General features: G+C 58.3%; 18 protein-coding genes. 9 read left to right on the forward strand and 9 right to left on the reverse strand.

Features of this window, described 5'->3' with window-relative positions:
• Positions 1-132 precede the first annotated feature (132 nt).
• From ACMTA2_RS11525 to ACMTA2_RS11535, 3 genes are all read left to right on the forward strand, one after another.
• The gene (locus ACMTA2_RS11525) at positions 133-837 is read left to right on the forward strand and encodes a hypothetical protein (RefSeq protein ID WP_413795634.1); all 705 of its coding nucleotides are present in this window, start codon (positions 133-135) and stop codon (positions 835-837) included.
• Between the two features lie 107 nt (positions 838-944).
• Positions 945-1730 (forward strand): sulfite exporter TauE/SafE family protein, encoded by a 786-nt coding sequence (locus ACMTA2_RS11530; RefSeq protein WP_122568104.1) that lies wholly within the window; start codon positions 945-947, stop codon positions 1728-1730.
• 264 nt (positions 1731-1994) lie between these two features.
• Complete coding sequence (locus ACMTA2_RS11535) at positions 1995-2540, forward strand: DUF4174 domain-containing protein (protein ID WP_413794937.1); 546 nt, start codon at positions 1995-1997, stop codon at positions 2538-2540.
• 165 nt (positions 2541-2705) lie between these two features.
• On the opposite strand, the gene ampC is transcribed toward ACMTA2_RS11535, so the two are convergent.
• Positions 2706-3854, reverse strand: a complete 1149-nt coding sequence (gene ampC / locus ACMTA2_RS11540; protein WP_413794938.1) for a class C beta-lactamase — start codon at positions 3852-3854, stop codon at positions 2706-2708.
• A 227-nt stretch (positions 3855-4081) separates the two neighbouring features.
• On the opposite strand from ampC, the gene ACMTA2_RS11545 reads away from it, so the two are divergent.
• Together ACMTA2_RS11545 and ACMTA2_RS11550 are read left to right on the forward strand one after the other, a co-directional pair.
• The gene (locus ACMTA2_RS11545) at positions 4082-4960 is read left to right on the forward strand and encodes a Dyp-type peroxidase (protein WP_413794939.1); all 879 of its coding nucleotides are present in this window, start codon (positions 4082-4084) and stop codon (positions 4958-4960) included.
• Between the two features lie 78 nt (positions 4961-5038).
• The gene (locus tag ACMTA2_RS11550; protein ID WP_413794940.1) at positions 5039-5785 is read left to right on the forward strand and encodes an SDR family oxidoreductase; all 747 of its coding nucleotides are present in this window, start codon (positions 5039-5041) and stop codon (positions 5783-5785) included.
• Positions 5786-5899: 114 nt separating this feature from the next.
• On the opposite strand, the gene mapR is transcribed toward ACMTA2_RS11550, so the two are convergent.
• From mapR to ACMTA2_RS11565, 3 genes are all read right to left on the reverse strand, one after another.
• Complete coding sequence (mapR, locus tag ACMTA2_RS11555) at positions 5900-7309, reverse strand: GntR family transcriptional regulator MpaR (RefSeq protein WP_413794941.1); 1410 nt, start codon at positions 7307-7309, stop codon at positions 5900-5902.
• A 176-nt stretch (positions 7310-7485) separates the two neighbouring features.
• Entirely contained in the window at positions 7486-8898 is a 1413-nt protein-coding gene (gene ccoG / locus ACMTA2_RS11560) for a cytochrome c oxidase accessory protein CcoG (RefSeq protein WP_413794942.1), read from the reverse strand.
• Positions 8899-9215: 317 nt separating this feature from the next.
• Positions 9216-9452 carry a DUF3203 family protein gene (locus ACMTA2_RS11565; RefSeq protein ID WP_413794943.1) on the reverse strand — a complete coding sequence of 79 codons (237 nt, stop codon included), beginning with the start codon at positions 9450-9452 and terminating at the stop codon, positions 9216-9218.
• A gap of 139 nt (positions 9453-9591) precedes the next feature.
• On the opposite strand from ACMTA2_RS11565, the gene ACMTA2_RS11570 reads away from it, so the two are divergent.
• On the forward strand, positions 9592-10089 hold the full coding sequence (locus tag ACMTA2_RS11570; RefSeq protein WP_413794944.1) for an MgtC/SapB family protein: 498 nt from the start codon (positions 9592-9594) through the stop codon (positions 10087-10089).
• Here ACMTA2_RS11570 and ACMTA2_RS11575 read toward each other — a convergent pair.
• The 5 genes from ACMTA2_RS11575 to ACMTA2_RS11595 form a co-directional block, all read right to left on the reverse strand.
• Positions 10040-10804 (reverse strand): AAA family ATPase, encoded by a 765-nt coding sequence (locus ACMTA2_RS11575; RefSeq protein ID WP_413794945.1) that lies wholly within the window; start codon positions 10802-10804, stop codon positions 10040-10042. The two genes, ACMTA2_RS11570 and ACMTA2_RS11575, sit on opposite strands and share 50 nt — an antisense overlap.
• Positions 10805-11541: 737 nt before the next feature.
• Positions 11542-12741 (reverse strand): YcaO-like family protein, encoded by a 1200-nt coding sequence (locus ACMTA2_RS11580; RefSeq protein ID WP_413794946.1) that lies wholly within the window; start codon positions 12739-12741, stop codon positions 11542-11544.
• Entirely contained in the window at positions 12738-13532 is a 795-nt protein-coding gene (locus ACMTA2_RS11585) for a SagB/ThcOx family dehydrogenase (RefSeq protein WP_413794947.1), read from the reverse strand. The genes ACMTA2_RS11580 and ACMTA2_RS11585 overlap by 4 nt, the downstream gene beginning before the upstream one ends.
• Positions 13529-14386, reverse strand: coding sequence for an McbB family protein (locus tag ACMTA2_RS11590; protein WP_413794948.1), 858 nt, complete (start codon positions 14384-14386; stop codon positions 13529-13531). Before ACMTA2_RS11590 ends, ACMTA2_RS11585 begins: the two co-directional genes overlap by 4 nt.
• A gap of 691 nt (positions 14387-15077) precedes the next feature.
• Positions 15078-15242 carry a hypothetical protein gene (locus ACMTA2_RS11595; RefSeq protein WP_171061344.1) on the reverse strand — a complete coding sequence of 55 codons (165 nt, stop codon included), beginning with the start codon at positions 15240-15242 and terminating at the stop codon, positions 15078-15080.
• A gap of 211 nt (positions 15243-15453) precedes the next feature.
• Here ACMTA2_RS11595 and ACMTA2_RS11600 point away from each other — a divergent pair, with 211 nt between their 5' ends.
• The 3 genes from ACMTA2_RS11600 to glgB all read left to right on the forward strand — a co-directional run bounded on the left by ACMTA2_RS11600 (position 15454) and on the right by glgB (position 23211).
• Positions 15454-17451, forward strand: coding sequence for an alpha-1,4-glucan--maltose-1-phosphate maltosyltransferase (locus tag ACMTA2_RS11600; RefSeq protein WP_413794949.1), 1998 nt, complete (start codon positions 15454-15456; stop codon positions 17449-17451).
• Positions 17452-17620: 169 nt separating this feature from the next.
• Positions 17621-20965, forward strand: coding sequence for a maltose alpha-D-glucosyltransferase (gene treS / locus ACMTA2_RS11605; protein WP_413794950.1), 3345 nt, complete (start codon positions 17621-17623; stop codon positions 20963-20965).
• Between the two features lie 11 nt (positions 20966-20976).
• Positions 20977-23211, forward strand: a complete 2235-nt coding sequence (gene glgB / locus ACMTA2_RS11610) for a 1,4-alpha-glucan branching protein GlgB (RefSeq protein ID WP_413794951.1) — start codon at positions 20977-20979, stop codon at positions 23209-23211.
• The last annotated feature ends 126 nt before the right edge of the window (positions 23212-23337 follow it).

Consider the following 23337-nt stretch of genomic DNA (forward strand, 5'->3'; position numbering starts at 1 on the left):
GTGCCGCACTTTTGCGTTTTTTGCCGCTCTATCCTTGGCCTGGAAGCGGCGAGCCCCATCGCTTCCCCATGCCCAGACTGAGACTCGATGGCCGGTGTTTTTTCTTCTGTGACGAGGTTGCGTGACGCCTGCATGGCCGGGTTGGTCGCTGTATCGATGCTGTTCAGCGTTGGTTGCAGCCATCAACAGGGGCAGGACATGGTCACGCAGTTCAGCAACGCCAAGCCCCAGGAGTTCTTGCAGACCAGTGTCGACCGCATGGCCACGTTGGCGATGCACGACAATTTGCAAAGTCTCTACCTGCTGATGAACAAGCTTTACCTGCGCAACCCCGAGGAACTGCGCAAATCCGGCTTTCTCGACGCTCGCACCGCGGAAAAACAGGTGCGCATGGCCATCGAGCAGCAGCAACCCTTGCCGACCCTGGGGGGCAAGAAGGACCTGGCCGCCCTGAGCTATGCCATGAGCCCGGAATTCCTCGGTGATCGGGTCGGGGCGTTCATCTATGCCATCGGCAGCATGCTGGTCACCGCTCACGGCAATCGCCTCGAGTTCTACATGACCGACACCATCGACCCGCGTTTTGTCAGCAATGCGGCGCGCAACATCGAAAAAGCCACTTGGCTGCTCAGCCAACGGCAGAACAAGGACGGCACGCCGTTGCTGTTTTCCAATGAGATTTCGGAGGAGGGCAGTAACCTGAGTTTTGCCGTGGAGTTCGGCAAGATCGTCGCCCGATTGGACCTGCTCACCCAGATGCTTGATGAGCGCTACCGGCGTATCGGCTTGAATTATGCCCAGAGCCTGCTGTTCCTCAACTTCCTGCCCGTTCAGTGAAACGAGGAAAAAGGAATAAAGATAGATCACATCGATATAGGGAGTTATAAGAAAAATCGCTATGCTCGCGGCCAGATTTTTCACGCGGTCGTGCTGAGACGGGTTCAATGGATTTCGGTAATGTCGGTTTAGTCGTTGCGGGCCTGGTGGTCGGTTTCATCGTTGGAATGACCGGCGTCGGCGGTGGTTCGCTGATGACCCCGATCCTGTTGTGGTTTGGTATCAACCCGGCGACGGCAGTGGGTACGGACCTGCTGTACGCGGCCATCACCAAGTCTGGCGGCGTGCTGGTTCATGCCAAGAACCGCAACATCGACTGGGCCATCACCGGTTGGTTGACCTTGGGCAGCGTGCCGGCGGTCGGCCTGACCCTGTGGTTTCTCAGCAGCCTGCACAGCTCGCCCGACGCCATGAACGCGGTGATCAAGCAAGCCTTGGGCTTTGTGTTGTTCGCCACCGCCCTGGCAATCCTGTTCAAGAAGCGTCTGCTGCAATTCGCCCACGACCGCGCTGGCGGTCACTACAACCCCTCCGGCACGCGCCTCAATGTGCTGACGGTCATCACCGGCCTCGTGCTGGGTACGATGGTCGCGTTGACGTCCATCGGCGCTGGTGCCCTGGGCACTGTCGCGCTGTTCATTCTCTACCCGTTCCTGGTCACCAAGCGCCTGGTGGGGACCGAGATCGCCCATGCCGTTCCGTTGACCCTGGTCGCAGGTCTGGGCCATGCGAGCATGGGCAACATGGACTGGCACATCCTGGGTTTCCTGCTGATCGGTTCGTTGCCGGGGATTTACCTGGGCAGTCATCTGTCGGGGCGCATTTCCGACGAGCTGCTGCGCCCTTGCCTGGCGGTGATGTTGGCGATGATCGGGTTCAAGCTGGCGTTCTAGCACGGTCGGCTCAAGTCCAATGTGGGAGCGAGCTTGCTCGCGATAACGGTCTGTCGGTCGACTTCTCTGTTGGCCGTCATGACGCTATCGCGAGCAAGCTCGCTCCCACAATAGTCTCTCCCAACTTCGGCGCTCTCCTTGCGGTTGCGCAATGACCCCCCTGGCCTAAGCTTCAAGTCAGGCAGGCGCAGCATTGGGCGACGCTCGCGGAACAATCGCCGCCCTGTGCAATCAGTACAGCGTAACTATCAAAAGGAGAGGCGCATGCTCATTCGGTCGTTGACCTTCGCTACCTTGCTGGCCATCGCCGGCCCCCTGTTCGCTGCCGATAGCGACTCACCCCTGGCGATGGATGCAGGCAAGGCACGTCCCCTGATCGTTATCGCGCCCAGTACGGTCGACCCGGCCTGGGTCAGCCTGAAAAAGGCCTTGGATGAGCCGGCAGGCAAGCAGGGTTTTTCCGAGCGCAACATGGTGCTCTACACCGTGCTCAATACGATTGGGCAGCGCGATGGCAAGGACCTGGACCCGCAAAGCACCATGGCGCTGATCCGCTCGCTCAAGCTGGGCGCCGGTGCCCAGACCAAGATCATCCTGGTGGGCAAGGACGGAGAAAAGAAGCTTGAACATTCCGGGGCGATCGAGTTGAAAGACCTCTTCGACACCGTCGATAAACTCCCCGCCGCGGAAAAAGAAGCGACGCCCCCGGCGCCTCCTCCCGCGCCGGAGCCTGCACCGGCCCAGGATGCGAAAGGTACCAAGCCTGGCAAGGCCGCCAAGCCGGCGGTGGTTAAGCCATTGGAGGATTGATTTCCAATAGGGCCGAAAGCCCTTGTGGCGAGGGGATTTATCCCCGCTGGGGCGCGAAGCGGCCCTGGAATTTTGGCAATCTGGCGTGTCAGACAGATCGGGGTGACCGCTTAGGAGGGCTGCTGCGCAGCCCAGCGGGGATAAATCCCGGGCTTGTCGCCCTTGTTATTGGCCATCCAGCGCCATCAGGATCCGGTGCGCTGCTTTCACCCGTTCCTCGATCGGGTAGTTCCTGTTGGCAAGTATGACGATCCCCATGTCCTTTCCGGGGATGAACGCCGCGTACGCGCCGAAACCGTTGGTGGAGCCGGTCTTGTTGATCCAGGCGCCGTCTTGCGCTGGGAGGGTTGGGTTCAGGGGGGCGACTTTTTGTGGGGCCAGGGCCATCTGCGGTGTGTTGCCAGCGAGCAGGTCGTCCAAGGTGAATGGGGCGGGGTAGAACTCCCAGCCCAGCCCTTGGTTCATCCCGCCAGTCTTGTAGAAACCCGTATGCGTCGTGGCGATGGCCTGCTTCAGATCCGCGTCCAGTTTTTCAGGTCGCAGGTTGGCCTCGACGAAACGAATCAGGTCCGTTGAGCTGGTCTTGACCCCGTAGGCTTCCGAATCCAAGGCACCCGTGCCGACCCGCACGGGCTTGCCGTCCTTGGCATAGCCTTGGGCGTATCCGCCCATCTGGTCCTGCGGCACCCGCACATAGCTGTGCTTGAGGCCCAAACCTGGCATCAGCGTGCGCTCCATCGCCTCGTCAAATGGCTGCCCCAGGCTACGGGCTGCCAGATAGCCGAACAGGCCGATGCTCGGGTTTGAGTAGAGCCGCTGGGTGCCGGCCGGGTAGAGCGGTTTCCAGGCCTTGTAGTAATTGAACATCCGGTCCGGATGGTCCGACTCGTCGGGAAACTGCAACGGCAGGCCCCCGGCGGTGTAGGTGGCGAGATCGAGCAGGCGAGTGCCCTCTAGGGCGCTGCCGCGCAGCTCGGGCGCAAAGCGGCTGGCCGGATCCGCCAGGGACAGTTTGCCCTGGGCCTGGGCATAGGCACCCAGGGTCGCGGTGAAGGTCTTGCTGACCGAGCCGATTTCGAAAAGGGTTTGGTCGGTGACCGGCTTTTTCGTGTCCCTGGAGGCCACGCCGTAATTGAAATAATGGCGTTGACCTTTGTAGGTGATCGCCACGGCCATGCCGGCGATGTCCTGTTGTTTCATCAAGGGCTGGATAACGGCATTGACCGTGTCTTCAATGCGTTCCTGGGCAAAAACAGCGGACGTCCCGCAGACCAGGAAAAAAGTCCCGGCGAGTATCGATCTGGCAATTGGCATGGTGCAGCGCTCTCGTTGGCCTTCCTGGAGGGTGGTCAATCTAGGGCGTTTTGGGTTGTCCGGCAATCCGAGGTCATCGGGCCGAGGCATGTTTCTGATTCGTCTGACGGGGCTGCGGGAACCTTCTCACAAAACCGTCGGGGTGCCCGAGGCGATCGTGCCTCAAGCCAAACCACACAAAGCGGCGGCCGCCGGTTAAACTCGCGGCTCTTTCTAAAGGAGTTCCCATGAGTTACTACCAGCCCGGCATTCTCGCCACCCCTGTTCCGCCTCAGGCCCGTCACATGTTTTTCGCCCTGGAATCGGTCGAGGCATTGCCGGCTGCGCTAGACAAACTCCTGTTGCTGCTCGATGGCCGGGCCGTGGTCGGCTTTGGCGAGTCGCTGGTCCAGGCGCTGGGCGTCCAGGTCGATGGCCTGCGGGCTTTTCCTGCGTTGGCCGGGGTAGGTGTGGACAACCCCTCGACCCAACACGCCCTGTGGTGCTGGTTGCATGGCGAAGACCGCGGCGAGCTGATGCACCGCAGCCGCGCCATCGAGGCGGCGTTGGCCCCGGCGCTGCGCTTGGTGCAGATGAACGAAACCTTCCGCCACATGACCGGCCATGACCTGACCGGCTATGAAGACGGTACCGAAAACCCGCACGACGAAGCGGCCATCGCCGCCGCCCTGGCCCAAGGCGCCGATGGGCTGCGCGGTGGCAGTTTCGCCGCGATCCAGCAGTGGCAACACGACCTGGACGGTTTCGCGGCGATGCACCCCCATGAACGCGACAACATCATGGGCCGGCGCCTGAGCGACAACGAAGAAATCGACGACGCGCCGGAATCGGCCCACGTCAAGCGCACCGCCCAGGAAAGCTTCGCCCCGGAGGCGTTCGTGGTCCGTCGCTCCATGCCGTGGATCGAAGGCGACCGTGCGGGGCTGATGTTCCTGGCGTTCGGTTTCTCCCTCGATGCTTTCGAGGCACAACTGCGGCGCATGAGTGGCCTGGAAGACGGCATCACCGATGGCCTGTATCGCATGAGCCGGCCAATCACCGGTGGCTATTACTGGTGCCCGCCGCTGCTGGACGGACGCCTGGATCTGCGCGCCCTGGCCCGGTAAGCGCAGCGGTTTGTGCAAAGCGTGACGTGAACGCTATTCTTGGGCCGGACGTCTATCCGTGGAATGGGGGAAGCAAGCGTGGATAAAGTCATCGTCATCACCGGTGGCGGCCGCGGAATCGGGGCGGCCACGGCGTTGTTGGCTGCCGACCTGGGGTATCGGATCTGCATCAACTACCAGTCCGACGAAAGTGCCGCGCAAGAAGTACTCGAACAGGTCCGGGCCAAGGGCGCACAGGCGATTGCCGTGCGCGCCGACGTGAGCATCGAAGATGAAGTGATCGCCCTGTTCAGTCGGGTGGATGCCGAACTCGGCCGTGTCACCGCCCTGGTGAACAACGCCGGCACGGTCGCCCACAAATCCCGGCTCGATGAAATGTCCGAATTTCGCATCCTCAAGATCATGAAGACCAACGTGTTGGGGCCGATCCTGTGCGCCAAGCATGCGGTGCTGCGCATGTCGCCCAAGCATGGCGGGCAGGGCGGCAGCATCGTCAACGTCTCGTCGGTGGCCGCCCGCCTGGGGGCGCCGGGGGAGTACGTCGACTACGCGGCTTCCAAGGGGGCGCTGGACACCTTCACCATCGGCCTGTCCAAGGAGGTGGCCGGCGAAGGCATCCGCGTGAACGCGGTACGTCCAGGCTATATCTACACCGATTTCCATGCCCTGAGCGGTGATCCGGACCGGGTCAGCAAGCTGGAATCGGCGATCCCCATGGCCCGCGGCGGCCGTCCGGATGAAGTCGCCGAAGCGATTGTCTGGCTGCTGTCGGACAAGGCTTCCTATGCGACCGGCACGTTTGTGGATCTGGGGGGCGGGCGCTGAGTCCTGGGGGTGTCTGTTCTGGCCGCCATCGCGAGCAAGCTCGCTCCCACATTGGACACTGTTTCCTGTGGGAGCGAGCTTGCTCGCGATGGCGGCCTGACAGACAACCCAAATTCAAAACGATCGAATGATCCGCCCCAACGTCTCCATGGCTTTTTCCGAGGCCTCGGTCCACGGGCTGCCATAGTTCAGGCGGATGCAATTCCTGAAGCGCCGGGTCGGTGAAAAGATCGGGCCCGGGGCAATGCTGATGCCTTGGGCCAGGGCCATCTGGAACAGCTTCAGCGAGTCCATCTGCTCCGGCAGCTCCAGCCACAGGAAGTAACCCCCTGCAGGTTGGCTGACCCGGGTCTGGGCCGGGAAATAGCGGGCGATGGCAGCGAGCATCGCGTTTTGCTGTTCTTCCAGGGCATAGCGCAGTTTGCGCAGGTGACGGTCGTAGCCGCCGTGTTGCAGGTAGTCGGCAATGGCGGCCTGGGCCGGCATCGAGGCGCACAGCGAGGTCATGAGCTTGAGCCGTTCGATCTTCTGCGCGTAGCGCCCGGCGGCGACCCAGCCGATGCGATAACCCGGCGCCAGGCTCTTGGCGAACGAACCGCAATGCATCACCAACCCTTCGGTGTCGAACGCCTTGGCGGGCTTGGGGGCTTGTTGGCCATAGTAGAGCTCGGCGTAGACGTCGTCTTCGATCAATGGCACCTGATGGAGGCGCAACAATTCCACCAGCGCCTGTTTCCTTTCCTCGGGCATGGTCGCGCCCATGGGGTTCTGGAAACTGGTCATGCACCAGCAGGCCTTGATCGGATGGCGCTCCAGCATCTGCTCCAGCACATCCAGGTCGATACCGTCGCGCGGGTGGACGGGAATCTCCACGGCCTTGAGCTTGAGCCGTTCCAAAACCTGCAGGCTGGCATAGAACGCCGGTGCCTCGATCGCCACCAGGTCGCCGGGCTCGGTCACGGCTTGCAGGCACAGGTTCAAGGCTTCCAGGGCACCGTTGGTGACCAGCAGCTCCTCCATGGGCAGCATCAGCCCGCCCACCATGTAGCGCAGGGCGATCTGGCGCCGCAATTGTGGATTGCCTGGCGACATGTCCGTGACCACGATCCGCGGGTCCATGTCCCGTGTTGCGCTGGACAGCGAGCGGGACAGCCGTTGCAAGGGGAACAACGTCGGGCTGGGAAAGGCTGAGCCGAACGGCACGGTGGCCGGGTCCTTGATCGAGTCCAGGACCGAAAACACCAGTTCGCTGACGTCGACTTCGGTGGACTCGTGCACCTGGCTGCTGATCGCAGGCTCCGAAAACGGGCTCGGCGCATGGGTGTTGACGAAGTAGCCGGAGCGCGGCCGGGCCCGGATCATGCCGCGTCGCTCCAGCAGGTAATAAGCCTGGAATACCGTGGATGGGCTGACACCGTAGGTCTGGCTGGCGTAGCGTACCGACGGCACGCGCTGGCCGGGCCCCAGCATGCCCGAGCGGATCAGTTCAGCGATGTCGTCGGCGAATTTCTCGTAGCGTTTCATGGTGGGCCCAGTCTTGAATGACGCGTGGTTTGCGCTTTTTTACGGTGGGAGAGTCTGTGGGAGCAAAGCTTGCTTGCGACGCAGGCGACACTGATCGACAGGAAGGTCGCGTCATCGTTCTTCGCGAGCAAGCTTTGCTCCCACACGCTCTCCCACATGCCCGGCATCTTAAAGCTTCAACGATTCATCGGTGCGACAAAACGGCTCTTGGCAATGCTGTAGATACTCGGCTCGTCACTGTCGGCCACCTTGAAGATCATTTCCTGGGAGCCTTTGCCGGGCCGTTCGCTGAGCATCGCCACCGACACCGGCACGTCGACGATTTCCCCGGGGGCGAGGCTCAGTTGGGTCTTGCCCTGCAGGACGAAGCCGGCGCCATCCACCAGGGACAGGTGATAGTCCTGGCGTTGCTGGGTCTTGTTGATGATTTTCAGACTGTAGATATTCTCGATCTGGCCGGCGCTGTTTTCGCGGAACAGGCCACGGTCCTTGCTGACGTCCAGCGACACCATGGGCCGTTGCACCAGCGCCACGGCCAGCGCGCCGATCATCACCAGGAGCACGGCGGTATAGCCGATCAGCCGAGGTCGCAGCAGGTGGGTCTTGCCGCCCTGCAATTGATGTTCGGAGGTGTATTTGATCAGGCCACGGGCGTAGCCCATCTTGTCCATGATCGAGTCGCAGGCATCGATGCAGGCCGCGCAGCCGATGCATTCCATCTGCAGGCCGTCGCGGATGTCGATGCCGGTGGGGCAGACTTGCACGCACATCTGGCAGTCGATGCAGTCGCCCAGGCCAACATTGGCCGGCTTCACCTCGCGCTTGCGCGGGCCGCGGATTTCGCCACGGGCCGTGTCGTAGGAGATGGTCAAGGTGTCCTTGTCGAACATCACGCTCTGAAAGCGTGCATAGGGGCACATGTGCATGCACACCGCTTCGCGCAGCCAGCCGGCGTTGAGGTAGGTGGCTGCGGTAAAGAACAGCACCCAGAACAAGCTCACGCCAGCCATCTGCAGGGTCAGCAGTTCTTCGGCCAAAGGGCGGATCGGCGTGAAGTAGCCCACGAACGTCAGACCGGTGAGCAAGCTGATGGCTAGCCACAAGGTGTGCTTGGCGCTGCGGCGCAACAGCTTGTTCAGGCCCCAGGGCGCTGCTTGCAACTTGATCCGCTGGTTGCGTTCGCCCTCGGTGATTTTCTCGCACCACATGAAGATCCAGGTCCAGGAACTCTGCGGGCAGGTGTAGCCGCACCACACGCGACCGGCAAACACGGTGATTGCAAACAGGCCGAAGGCCGCGATGATCAACAGGGCCGACAGCAGGATGAAATCCTGGGGCCAGAAGGTCGCGCCAAAGATGTGGAATTTGCTTTCGGAAAGGTCCCAGAGCACCGCCTGGCGGCCGCCCCAGTTCAACCACACCGTGCCAAAGAACAGCAGGAACAGAACCCCCGCACCACTGATGCGCAAGGTGCGGAACACGCCGGTGAAGCTGCGTGTGTGGATCAGGTTGTCGGTGGTCCTGGCCTTGATTTTCGTTGGCGCAGGTTCGAACGTCTGTATCAACTGGACGGGGATTCTATCGCTCATGGTCGGTCGCTCATCAGCCTCTATCTGGCCGGCGCACTATGACCATGGAACTGTTTGCATAACAGACTCAGGTGTTTCGATAAAAACCGGATCAGATGCGGCCAAGCCCAGGCGCTGCGACACTTTGATGCACCCAGGAAGTGCCGAACATATCACTGTGGCGAGGGGGGTTATCCCCGTTGGGGTGTGAAGCACCTCCCAGTCGTTGCACCTGGTATACCGGATTGACCCGGTCGAGGGTCTTTAGGGTTGCTTCGCAACCCAGCGGGGATAAATCCCCTCGCCACACATTGCGTCTGTTGCCTGTGGATTGGGATTCAGATTGCCGAACCGCCGTCGGTGGCTTTCAGGTGCTGGCGCTTATCGATCGCGCCGGCCACGGTCAGGGCATCCACTTCGGCTTCGGTGAGGTAGACCAGGTCGCCATTGATCTCCACGGCTGACATGGCCTTGTCCGGGTCCGTGATGATGACCAACTCGCCGGCGGGACGTCGCTTCGTTCCGTTGGCGGTCTTGATATGGCAGGTGTTGTCTTTGTCGATTTGTTCAAGCATGACGTCGCTCCTTCCTCAATGTCCTGAGTGTTAGGCCCTACTCATCAGCCAGGGTTCGTCGCGGCTGATCAGCGGTCGGGCGCACCTCTGGCGCTGCGTGCGGTCCATCGTTTTATCGAATGGAAAAAGAGGACGGTCCATGAGCGCCTGGTGGCATGAAGTCTGGATAACCCTGCAGGCGGAATTCGCCGACATCACCGATGCCCAGCAGATGACCCAGGTCACGGTGCGTCTGGTCATGGCCGCGTTGCTTGGCGGCATCCTGGGTTTCGAGCGCGAACACAAGGGCAAGGCCGCTGGCGTGCGAACCCACATGCTGGTGGCCTTGGGGGCGGCGCTGTTCGTCTTGGTGCCGCAGATGTCCGGGTCCCAGGCCGATGCCATGAGCCGGGTGATACAAGGGGTGGTCGCCGGCATCGGTTTTCTCGGCGCCGGCACCATCCTGAAAAACAGCGACGGTGACGAAAGCCACGTCAAAGGTCTGACCACGGCGGCCGGCTTGTGGATGACCGCCGCCATTGGCGTCGCCGCCGGGTTGGGGCGGGAAGCGACAGCTGTGTTGAGTACGGTATTGGCGCTGGCTATTTTCAGTGTGATGCCGGTGATTGTCCGGGCGTTGGAGAAAGATCCCGATTGAATGGCAACGGCGACGCTGAGGCTGCCTTTATAAATGCCTCGTCCAGCGAGCCAGCGCTAAATACCGATGTGAATTCGTGTGCCGAACGGAATTTTTTAAACTGACAATCGATGATCATATAAAAAGAATTGCAGTTCGCTGCAACTTCCTCAATGTTATGAGACGACACAACGATGGCGGTTCCCTCGTTAGCGGCTTGCTTGAGGCATTGCCACGTGTAATGGCGAAACTCCGGGTCGACACCTGCGGTGGGTTCGTCCAAGATCAACAGATCGGGTTCCAGCGCGAGAAGCGAAAGGGTGAAAAACCAACGTTTCTCACCATAACTGCAGACAGCAGATTTTTTTTTCCAGATTTCTTTATAGCGTTCAATGAGTTCCGGGCACCATTTGGCTATTTTGCTTAATGCACATTGTTGAGTGGTTTTTTTATCTGAACTCAATATCGTAGCCATCTGGAATATCTCATGCATACGCAGCACCGGTGGTGTGGTGATGATTTGAGATAAATACAACTGGGTGCTAAAGCTGTTGTTGAGATTCTGACCCTTGGCTTTCCTTATGTTGCACAAAATGTCGAAGAACGTTGTTTTTCCAGACCCATTTGGACCCAGTATTCCTGTAATTGAGTTTGGTTCGATACGCAGTGAGGCTTGACGAAATAGTGTTTTGTCTGGAAAGCTAATGTTGAGCTGGTCGATAGTCAATGCACTCATTAATAGCGACTCCATATAGGGTTTATCCGAAGGTATTTCATCGAGCACAAAAGCGTGGCTAACAGGATTGTAATTGAGATAGCCAGTGCCTCGATGTTTTTCAGAAGGCCGGTGCGCATGATATTTTTGGCTGTCTGTAAGGGGTTCAGATAACCAATATCGTCAATGATAGGGTTGGCGAATCCCAGGGCGATCATTGTAAATAGAATGATGGAGAACAATGTGCTTGAGTTTTGGAAGGTCAGGGGGAGTAATGTCAGCAAGAGTCCAATGGAACAAAAGATTAGGAAGCAAGCATAGAATCGCGTCGCGATGTTCAGTAGCTCGAGTCCGTAGAATTCGCCAGAGAGAACCTTGGTGAGGGCATAGAAGGTGCAGCAGTAAATAATTGCGATTAATGAGTAGGACAAAAGTTGAGCTGTCAAAAAAACTATTTTTGAGTCCGTGGAGTAGATGAAGGAGCGGACGAATCCGCTCTCTCGTCGGCCTATGATGTATAGTGAAAACCCGAATAACCCAACGCTCGATGCAATGTAAGCATAGAACCATGCACTGTCCTCCATGTAGTCAGAATTCAGCTTGCTTTGGTGATCGCGGGTGTACCGCAATAAGTAGTAAAGTAAACTGGGTGATATTATTGTCCATAATATTGCGGTGGGCTCCTTGAATTGTTCTTTCAGAAATAAAACAGTTAGTTTTATTGAGCGGTAAAATATATGCCGTTTCATTGCTTTGTCCTATGGGAATGGAACCATTTGTTCTGTACGTGTTGGTAGTATCTCTTGGAAGAAAGGCTCGGAGTATAGGTTCTTTAAGTTAATGTGTTGTGAGTTGTTCATGTGCATAAAAAAGTCAGGTGATACAAACTTGCTGCAATACCCCAGGCTATCCTCTATCGGAATCGCCTTGAGGTATATGTAGCCGAGCGCGTTGTGTCTGGCAATGCTATTTAGAAGTGAGTTTAAAGAAAAAGGCCTCGTAGTAAAGTGTGATGGCGCTAGTTCTCGGGTTTGGACTGATGTAATATCTTCGTAAATTTCAAAGCGATTGCAATGGAGGAAATATCTTAAATATGAGTCATGGATGTTCTCTATTTTTTGTCCTGTTGATTGGAAAAGATCAATGAATCGGTAAGTCTGCCATAGCTCCAATAGCGATTTTTCCATCGCGAGTTCCAAGGTGGGGGCGTAAGCCATTCCTGCGCAATAATGGACGTTGTGCTTTTTGCTCCGTTGTCCGTATACTGCCAAGATGCAAATGCCTGGATATCCAGATTCGGATATGTCAATAAAGGATAATTGGCCACTCCTGGCTAGGGCTGTACGTAGCGTCTCAGCCCCGGTCCCTGCCAACGCAGTTTCTGTCGTCGGTACGTCGATTACCTTGACGCAAATACCAGTTAGCCAGAACTTTAGTAAGAACTGCCTTTCAAGGGATTCTTTTAATGAGCCTAGAATGGCATGTTCAGGGTGCCAACCAAAGGCACACCCACATGTGTCACGAAGAGGATAAATGACATTCTCTGTCTCGGTTCGCACGCTGCTTAAGGTGATGCACGCAGTGGGAATGTGACAGGAGGATAGATCTGATAGACGGAAAACTTGGCTTAAGTTGTATTGATGTGCACTCAGCGCTGATTGAGCGATATGCTGCTTTTTTGTTTGAGAAAATGCTTGGGTAAATTTTGATACTTCGCCTTCGCTCAACGAATAGCTCAAACCGCTTCTCAGATCTGGTACTACGTCCACATAGAAATGCTGCCGCTCAAAAAATTCCCCTACAGCAGCTCTGAGCGCCTGTGAGCCATTGCCTGCCCCCGAACCACCATTTTCCCAAGGATCGGTGATCTCCACCGTAGATGGGAAAGTCAACAGATTAGCTGGCTGATATGTGAATCGCGCATCAATAAGCTGATTTTCTCTGCTGTAAATATTCATCCCTGCCTCCCTATATAGTGCACGCACATTGGAACAAAGAGTGCAGGATTAAGTTTGAGTGTCTTGCAAACCATCGTGTCGGTGTATGCCGACCAAGGACGACAACGTAAGTTCAGGGATTTGGCGCTGAGTTCTATCAGCATGTAAATTGATCCCACCTCCATGGTTGCCAGGCGGTAGCCGCGATATCGATACTTGAATAAAGCCTTTGGTAGATAGGCAGTATATATCAGCGCTAGGCTCGGATAACCAATGTCGCTACTCTCTGGCAGAATGGCCGTTCGGAGTTCGTCTACGTTCTCTGTGCCTAAAACGACTTCATATGTCTTTGATTGTGGCAAGAGGTGTAGGACTTTTTCTTTGCAGGGCCATGTTTTATTGTCTCGCGCAAGCGAGCAGATAAAAATCTCGACAGGGTATAATGCTCCGCCGCTTGGGTAGCCCCGTTTGCTTTCATTGGCTTTTAGTCTCGTTAACGGCGTGACGAGTTTTTCAATGGTGCTGAAATCGATCTCGGCCTCATTAAATAGAGTTTCTGACTCATTTCTTATTAGCGCTGGGTCAATATCAGGGTGCGGGTTCATTTGAATTTCAATGCTGATGTCCGGGTAAAGCTTTAACTCATTTCCAGTTAAAGTTTCCAGTTGCTGTTCTGTGAGGAAGTGGAGATTGGTTGATTGTTGGGTGGCTGGATGGATTGTATAGTTGCCTTTTGTATGAAAGGACAGCACGTCATCGTGAACAAGAGGGTCTAGAAAACGAAGGTAATAATCGTGAGGTATATGCTTCATTTTTTAGCACCCAGGCAGTCGCACAAATACCAATGCGTTGCTGAGGCTTGACTGATATGGCCATTGTTAAGATTTATCGTTGTTGTTTGAAAGATATTATCTTGATATTTTTGGGAGGTCGTTGTCCCCGAAACGAGTCGGCTTACCCTTGCGATCGCTCCTAGTATTAATGATTCTTGGAGAAGGGTTGGTTTTGTGTTGGGCAAATTGATATTTTTGCCTTTGCAAAAATTGAGCAGCTTTGACCAGGTATTGACTGAAGGTGAGTGGATTTCGTTGCTGATCAATTTATCGATGGTGCAGAAATGACATGGATTACCTATTTCCGGAATGTATGGTTGGCTGATGTAAAAAAGGTCGGCGCTGCCATAGCAAACACTTATTGCCGATTTTGGCCATTTTCTTGCGCTGGAGAAATAAAGATTTTTTATCTCCGTATAGTTATACTTTGAACATAATATAATGATGTAGCGTTCTTCTTTGTGGGGCGTATAGAGACCCAGATCCTCCAGGCTGCAAGTGCTCAGGTGTTCGATTTCGCGCGATAGAATTTCTTCTAAGTTTGATGTTTTTTTCCAGTCGTGCGCGATCAATGTGCTCTTGAAATAATTGAGGTCTTTTGCTGTATTGATATGTATGGCGGAGGTCAGGAAGTTATATGCATTTGTTGGTTCGAGATTGTTATTTGCGAATAGTTCGTTAAGATCGCTTTTGGTAATGCACTCAACTGATTTTAGTTCTTTAAGCAACTTCAGCATCGCTGGGGAGTCGATGCGTGCGATTCCTTTTTCCGAGACAATGGCGTTGGTGTTCTCGAAATTTAGTAATTCGTAGTTGGATATGCTTAATTTCATGGCGAGTTCTCGGTCGGGCCTTTCGATAGTTGAGAATATTCGAAAGGCCCGCGTTATCATTGGTTGTTATTAGTGGTTGCCGGATTGTGTTGCTGAATTGCCCCCACTGCCTCCACTCCCTCCGCTGCCACCTTTACATCCACCACCACCGCCGCATCCGCCGCTTCCCCCGCAACCACCTGCGCTACCTGATCCTCCTACAGTCGGTGTATATGGTGTGTTGCCGAAGTCGTCTGTGAATAAAAATATTACTTCACCTAATTTCTCGGGTTTGTTGTTCGGCTTCATATTTAAATTCCTCTTTCCTTGAGTAAGTTTGCCGTGCAGCTTTGCCGGCGACTTAATTTTTAGCGAGGATTAGATAGGTTGGCAATCACGTTTTTTTTGAGGCGTAGGAAGCGTCTTTCACGCCCAAGAGAAAGTTCTGATGCGTTTTTTTTCGCTAATAGGTGGCGTTAGTGGGGTAAGGAAGAAATGCGTGGGTGACGGGATAAAAAATCTTATGCAGGACAAATAATTACGCGGGTCTTATACCTAGACGTAGATGACGATTAAATATTCTTCAGGTGGGAAGTTTCCTACTCTTGACACAGTCTATTTCTGCTTTTTATTTTCCGCTAGGCGACGAACGGTCATTCCGCTCTAGAGCAGAACGCTGACGCCCGTCACCTCTCGAACAACTACGCTTGAATCAAACCCGCTCCGGCGGCGCCTCGCTCGGCGGATCGCCCAACGGTGGTTGGGGGTCGAGCGGTGGGTCTTTCTCTGGAATCGGTTCCGGTTCAGGACCGGGTGGGGGCAAGGTCGGGTCGTCGATGTTCGGATCGGGTGTTTCGGCCGGGATGGGAATATTCATCAGGACGGGTCTCCGTAACGCACATGGCTTGAGTCGTGCTTATGGTTGTTGACCACCGTGTTTCGGGTTTGATCCCGGATGCATCGAGGGCAAATCCCGCTGAACTTTTAACCGTTGTCCCGGTTCGGAGTTTAAGTGAGTTTTTTTCGAGGACCCGTTGGGCCTTTACCGCCACAAGCGCGTCCATGGGGCGTAAAAGGAGTGATGCTCGATGACTGCTGAACACCCATCTGACTTGGCCTACAACCCGCATTTACCGTTGTCTCAAGCCTTGTTGTTGCCGCGCATTGCGATTGAAAACCCCATGCCGGTGATCGACGGCGGGCAATTCGCCGCCAAGGCCGTGGCCGGGCAGGACGTGACGGTGACCTGCAAAGTGTTCGCCGACGGTCACGACAAGCTGGCGGTGCGTATTCGCTGGCGATCGTTGCAGGATGACGTGTGGAACAGCGAGGTCATGAGCGATTTGGGCAATAACGGCTGGCGCGGCCAGTTCAATGTGCCGGAGCAAGGCCGTTATGTCTTTTGCATCGAGGCCTGGATCGATCAGTTCGCCAGTTTCCGCTACGAGCTGGAGAAGAAATTCGCTGCGGGGGTGCCCATCAGCCTGGAGTTGCAGGAAGGGCGCAACCAGGTGCAAATGGCCGTCGAGCGCAGCACCGGTGAACTGAGCGAGCAACTGGCGGCCTTGCACCACGAACTCTCCGGCCTGCTGCCGACTGAACAGGTCGCGCTGTTCCTGGCCCCACGCAGTGCCGACCTGATGTCCCTGGCCGATCATCGACCTTACTTGAGCATAAGCCCCGAATACCCGCTGGATGTGGAGCGCAAGCTGTCTGAGTTTGCCAGTTGGTACGAGCTGTTTCCTCGCTCGATCACCGATGATCCCCAGCGCCATGGCACGTTCAACGACGTGCATTCGCGCCTGGCGGTGATCCAGGACATGGGCTTCGACGTACTCTACTTCCCGCCGATCCACCCCATTGGCCGCAGTTTCCGCAAAGGCCCGAACAATTCCCTCACCGCCGGTCCCGACGACCCGGGCAGCCCCTATGCCATCGGCAGCGAAGAGGGCGGGCACGAAGCCATTCACCCGCAATTGGGCAGCCGCGAGGACTTCCGGCGCCTGGTGGCGGCGGCCGCTGACCACGGCCTGGAGATCGCGTTGGACTTCGCGATCCAGTGTTCCCAGGACCACCCCTGGCTCAAGCAGCACCCGGGCTGGTTCAGCTGGCGGCCGGACGGCACGATCAAATACGCGGAGAATCCGCCGAAGAAATACCAGGACATCGTCAACGTCGACTTCTACGCGGCCGATGCGATTCCCAGCCTGTGGGTGGAGTTGCGGGACATCGTGGTGGGTTGGGTCAAGGAGGGCGTGAAGATATTCCGCGTCGACAACCCTCACACCAAGCCGCTGCCGTTCTGGCAATGGCTGATCGCCGATGTCCGGGCCCAATACCCCGAAGTGATCTTCCTGGCCGAAGCATTTACCACCCCGGCAATGATGGCGCGCTTGGGCAAGGTCGGTTATTCCCAGAGCTACACCTATTTCACTTGGCGCAACACCAAGGCCGAGCTGGCAACCTACTTCAGCGAGCTCAACGAGTCGCCTTGGCGTGAATGCTATCGGCCGAACTTTTTCGTCAACACGCCAGACATCAACCCGGCCTTTCTTCATCAATCGGGGCGCCCGGGCTTCTTGATCCGCGCGGCGCTGGCCACCATGGGCTCAGGCCTGTGGGGCATGTATTCAGGCTTCGAGCTGTGCGAGTCGGCCCCGGTACCCGGCAAGGAGGAATACCTCAACTCGGAGAAGTACGAGATCCGTCCCCGGGACTACACCGCGCCGGGCAACATCATTGCCGAGATCGCCCAGCTCAACCGCATCCGCCGGCAGAACCCGGCGCTGCATACCCACCTGGGCCTGAAAATCTACAACGCCTGGAACGACAACATTCTCTATTTCGGCAAGCGCACAGCCGATGGCAGCAATTTCATCCTGGTGGCGGTGAGCCTTGATCCGCACAACCCCCAGGAAGCCAGTTTCGAATTGCCGCTATGGGAAATGGGCCTGCCCGACGATGCCCAGACCCAGGGCGAAGATCTGATGAACGGACACCGCTGGACCTGGTACGGCAAGTACCAGTTCATGCGGATTGACCCGGCGCACCAGCCGTTCGGAATCTGGCGGATCAGCGTGGCGTGACGCTGTGGGAGCAAGTCTTGCCCGCGATGAAGAGGGCGCGGTCTCCCTGAGGAATCGAGGTGCCTGCATCGCGAGCACGCGTTGCTCCCACAAAGCGCAGGCCTCACAACACAAAAAGACCTCACAAGCCTGTCTCCCGCGGCTTTATTGAATTTATCAGGAGTTGCAAATGGCGAAGAAACCCCGGTCTGCCACCTTCATCAAAGACCCGCTCTGGTACAAGGATGCGGTGATTTACCAGGTCCACGTTAAATCCTATTACGACTCCAATAACGACGGAATCGGCGACTTTCCCGGCCTGATCGAGAAGCTCGACTACATTGCCGACCTGGGCGTCAACACCATCTGGTTGCTGCCGTTCTATCCTTCTCCCCGGCGCGACGACGGTTATGACATCGCCGAATACCGTGGCGTCAGCGCCGACTACGGCACCATGGCCGATGCACGGCGGTTCATTGCCGAGGCCCACAAACGCAACCTGCGGGTCATCACCGAACTGGTCATCAACCACACCTCGGACCAGCACCCCTGGTTCCAGCGTGCGCGCAAGGCCAAGCCGGGTTCGAAGGCGCGGGATTTCTACGTCTGGTCCGATGACGACCACAAGTACGACGGCACGCGAATCATTTTTCTCGACACCGAGAAGTCCAACTGGACCTGGGACCCGGTGGCGGGCCAGTACTTCTGGCATCGTTTCTACTCCCACCAGCCCGACCTCAACTTCGACAACCCGCAGGTCATCAAGGCCGTGTTGTCGGTGATGCGCTACTGGCTGGACATGGGCATCGACGGCCTGCGCCTGGACGCCATCCCGTACCTGATCGAGCGCGACGGCACCAACAACGAAAACCTGCCCGAGACCCATGATGTCCTGAAGTTGATCCGCGCCGAGATCGACGCCAACTACCCCGACCGCATGTTGCTGGCCGAAGCCAACCAGTGGCCGGAAGACACCCAGTTGTACTTCGGCGATGTCGACGCCCAGGGGCTGAACGGCGACGAATGCCACATGGCTTTCCATTTCCCGCTGATGCCGCGCATGTACATGGCCCTGGCCCAGGAAGATCGTTTCCCGATCACCGACATCCTGCGCCAGACCCCCGAGATCCCCGCCAATTGCCAGTGGGCGATTTTCCTGCGCAACCACGATGAACTGACCCTGGAGATGGTCACTGACAAGGAGCGCGACTACCTGTGGAACTACTACGCGGCCGACCGTCGGGCGCGCATCAACCTGGGCATTCGCCGGCGCCTGGCGCCGCTGGTGGAGCGCGACCGTCGTCGCGTCGAGCTGCTCAACAGTCTGCTGCTGTCGATGCCCGGCACGCCAACGTTGTACTACGGCGATGAAATCGGCATGGGCGACAACATCTACCTGGGCGACCGCGATGGCGTGCGTACGCCGATGCAGTGGTCCATCGACCGCAATGGCGGCTTCTCCCGCGCCGACCCGGCCAGCCTGGTCCTGCCACCGATCATGGACCCGCAATACGGCTACCAGTCGGTCAACGTCGAGACCCAGGCGGGCGACCCTCACTCGCTGCTCAACTGGACGCGGCGGATGCTGGCGGTGCGCAAGCAGTCCAAGGCCTTTGGCCGTGGCACGTTGAAAATGCTCTCGCCCAGCAACCGCCGGATCCTGGCCTATACCCGCGAATACACCGGACCCGACGGCAAGCACGAGATCATCCTGTGCGTGGCCAACGTATCCCGCAGCGCCCAGGCCGCCGAGCTGGACCTGTCGGCCTACGCCGGCATGGTCCCGGTGGAGATGCTCGGCGGCAATGCCTTCCCGCCCATCGGTCAGTTGAATTTCCTGCTGACCCTGGCGCCCTACGGCTTCTATTGGTTCGCCCTGGCAGCAGAAAACCAGATGCCGAGCTGGCACGTGGAGCCGGCCCAGAGCCTGCCGGACTTCACCACCCTGGTACTGAAGAAACGCCTGGAAGAATTGCTCGAAGCGCCGTCGCGCACCACGCTGGAGCAAACCATCCTGCCAAGCTGGCTGCAGAACCGGCGCTGGTTCGCCGGCAAGGACAGTGCGATCGAGAAGGTCGACATTGTCTATGGGGTGCGCTTCGGCGATCCGCAGCACCCGGTGCTGCTCAGCGAAATCGATGTCACCAGCGGCGGCCAGACTCTGCGGTATCAACTGCCGTTCGGCCTGCTCGCCGAAGACCAGGTCGGTGCGGCGTTGCCGCAGCAACTGGCCTTGTCGCGGGTACGTCGGGTGCGCCAGGTGGGCTTGATCACCGATGCATTCAGCCTGGAAAGCTTCGTGCGCGCCGTGCTGCAGAGCATGCAGGCCGCCACGGTACTGCCGTTCGCCGAAGGTGAATTGCGCTTCGAGCCCACCGAAGGCCTGGCCGCGCTGAACCTGGGAGACGAGCCGGAGGTGCGCTACCTGTCCGCCGAACAGTCCAACAGTTCGGTGGTGGTGGGGGGCAGCCTCGTGCTCAAACTGATCCGCAAGGTCGCTTCGGGTGTGCACCCGGAACTGGAAATGAGTGCCTACCTGACCGCAGCGGGTTTCAGCAATATTTCACCGCTGCTGGGTTCGGTGGTTCGCCGCGACGCCCAGGGCGAGGATGCCCTGCTGATGATTGCCCAAGGCTACCTGAGCAATCAGGGCGATGCCTGGGAGTGGACCCAGAACAACCTCGAGCGCGCCTTGCGCGATGAGCTGGCGGACGCCGTGTCCGAGCAGGAGCAACATTACAACGCCCTGGGCGAACTGAAGGATTTCGCCGGCATGCTCGGCCAGCGCCTGGGGGAAATGCACCAGGTGCTGGCCCGGGCCACCGACGATCCGGACTTTGCGCCGCAGACTACCAACGCCAAGGAAGCCCAGGCCATCGGCAAGGACGTGGCCGCCCAAGTGGAAAACGCCTTGCGCCTGCTCAAGCAGAACCAAGGCCAATTGAACCCCGCCGACCAGGCCATGGTCGCACGCTTGCTGGAACACAAGAAAACCGTCCTGGCCCACGTCCAGGAACTGGCCGGCAAGGCCGCCGGCGGCTTGCGCATCCGCGTCCATGGCGACCTGCACCTGGGCCAGGTCTTGGTGATCAAGGGCGACGCCTACCTGATCGACTTCGAAGGTGAGCCGGCGCGGCCATTGCATGAACGGCGGGGCAAGCACAGCCCGTACAAGGACGTCAGCGGTGTGTTGCGCTCCTTCGATTATGCGGCGGCCATGGCGGTTCACTTGCACACCGTCGACAGCACGGCCGATGCCGATGCGGCGCGGCAACGGGTCGCCGATCGTTATTTGAAAGAGGCTCGCCAGGCATTTGTCGAGGCATATCGGCTGGCGGCAGCTAGTCTTGCCCATGAGTGGAAGGATGCTGAAGGCGAAGACGCCGCGCTGGCGTTGTTCGGCCTGGAGAAGGCGGCCTATGAAGTGGCCTATGAAGCCGAGAATCGCCCCACCTGGCTGCCCGTGCCGCTGCACGGTCTGGTCGGGTTGTTGAGTGGGCTGCAACCCTTTTCCGACGTAGCCGGACCGATTTAGTGGAGAGAATCATGAGTGTCTCGAACAAAGAACCCCAGGGGCAGGCCAAGGAATCCTTGCTGCCGGCGCCCCATGACATCGACGCGCTGGTACGCGCCGAACATCACGATCCGTTTTCCATCCTGGGGCCCCATGGCGATGGCGCTGGCGGCCAGTTCATCCGCGCCTACCTGCCCGGTGCCCTGAGCGTGCATGTGCTGGCCCGGGAGGGCGGCGAAGAGCTCGGGGAGCTGCAACTCACCGAAACCCCGGGATTGTTCGTCGGCCATTTCGACCATGCCCAGGCGTATTTGCTGCGCACTCGCTGGGCCGGCGGCGAGCAGGTTGCCGAAGACCCCTACAGCTTCGGTCCGTTGCTGGGGGAGATGGACCTTTACCTGTTTGCCGAGGGCAATCACCGCGACCTCAGTTCCTGCCTAGGTGCGCAACTGACCACCGTCGATGGTGTCGACGGCGTGCGCTTCGCGGTCTGGGCGCCGAATGCCCGGCGCGTTTCAGTGGTCGGGGATTTCAACGTCTGGGACGGGCGTCGGCATCCGATGCGCATCCGTTATCCGTCCGGCGTATGGGAGATCTTCATCCCCAGGCTGGGTGCCGGTGAGGGTTACAAATATGAAATCCTCGGCGCCCACGGCATCTTGCCGCTCAAGGCCGACCCAGTGGCCCTGGCCACGCAGATGCCGCCAGACACGGCGTCGAAAGTCGCCTCACCCCTGAAGATCGAGTGGCAGGACGACGAGTGGATGCAGCACCGTCGCGAGCGCCAGCTACCGGGCGCGCCGTTGTCGATCTATGAGTTGCACGCCGGCTCTTGGCAGTGCGAAACCGACGAGGCGGGGGAGGTGGCCCGGCAATATAACTGGCACGAGATGGCCGAGCGGCTGATTCCGTACGTCAAGGATTTGGGCTTCACCCACATCGAGCTGATGCCGATCATGGAACACCCGTTCGGTGGTTCCTGGGGCTATCAGCCGCTGTCGCAATTCGCGCCAACGGCACGCTTTGGTTCGCCGGACGATTTCGCCGTGTTCGTCAACGCCTGCCACCAGGCCAATATCGGGGTCATCCTCGACTGGGTGCCGGCGCATTTCCCCACCGACACCCACGGCCTGGCCCAGTTCGACGGCACTGCGCTGTACGAGTACGGCAACCCACTGGAGGGTTTCCACCAAGATTGGGACACGCTGATCTACAACCTGGGCCGCACCGAAGTGCACGGCTTCATGCTGGCGTCGGCACTGCACTGGCTCAAGCATTTCCACGTCGACGGCCTGCGGGTGGACGCCGTTGCCTCGATGTTGTATCGCGACTATTCGCGCAAGGCCGGCGAGTGGGTGCCCAACCGTCACGGCGGGCGGGAAAACCTCGAAGCCATCGATTTCCTGCGGCACCTCAACGACGTCGTGGCGCTGGAAACACCGGGGGCACTGGTCATCGCCGAAGAGTCCACGGCCTGGCCGGGGGTCAGCCAGAGCACCCAGCAGGGCGGCCTGGGTTTCGCCTACAAGTGGAACATGGGCTGGATGCACGATTCGCTGCACTATATCCAGCAGGATCCCGTGTACCGTGCCCATCACCATAACGAACTGAGCTTCGGCCTGGTGTATGCCTGGTCCGAGCGTTTCGTCCTGCCGATTTCCCACGACGAAGTGGTCCATGGCAAACGTTCGCTGATCGACAAGATGCCCGGCGACCGCTGGCAGAAATTCGCCAACCTCAGGGCTTACCTCAGCTTCATGTGGGGCCATCCCGGCAAGAAACTGTTGTTCATGGGCTGTGAGTTCGGCCAATGGCGCGAGTGGAACCACGACCAGCAGTTGGATTGGTACCTGCTGCAATACCCTGAGCACCGGGGCGTGCAGAAGTTGGTGAGCGACCTGAACCGGCTGTACCGCGAAGAACCGGCGTTGCACGACCAGGATGACGCGCCCCAGGGGTTCCAGTGGCTGATTGGCGACGATGCCCTCAACAGCGTCTACGCCTGGCTGCGCTGGAGCAAGGAGGGCCGGCCGGTGCTGGTGGTCGCCAACTTCACCCCGGTGCCGCGCGAGGCCTACCGGGTCGGCGTGCCGTTCGGCGGGCGCTGGGTCGAATTGCTCAACAGCGATGCCGACACCTACGCCGGTTCCAACTATGGCAATGGCGGAGGAGCCCCTACCGAGGAAGTGCCCAGCCATGGCCAGGCCTTGTCCCTGGAACTCAACCTGCCGCCGTTGGCAGTGCTGATCCTGCGGCCGGAGGGTTAGGGGTTACATAGAGGACAACTGTGGCGGTTACAGAATCAAAGATCACCGCAGTTCCAATGTGGGAGCGGGCTTGCTCGCGAAAGCGGTCTGACGGTCAACATCGATGCTGACTGTCAGGCCCTCTTC

The sequence above is a fragment of the Pseudomonas medicaginis genome, from assembly GCF_965119365.1.
GTDB lineage: Bacteria > Pseudomonadota > Gammaproteobacteria > Pseudomonadales > Pseudomonadaceae > Aquipseudomonas.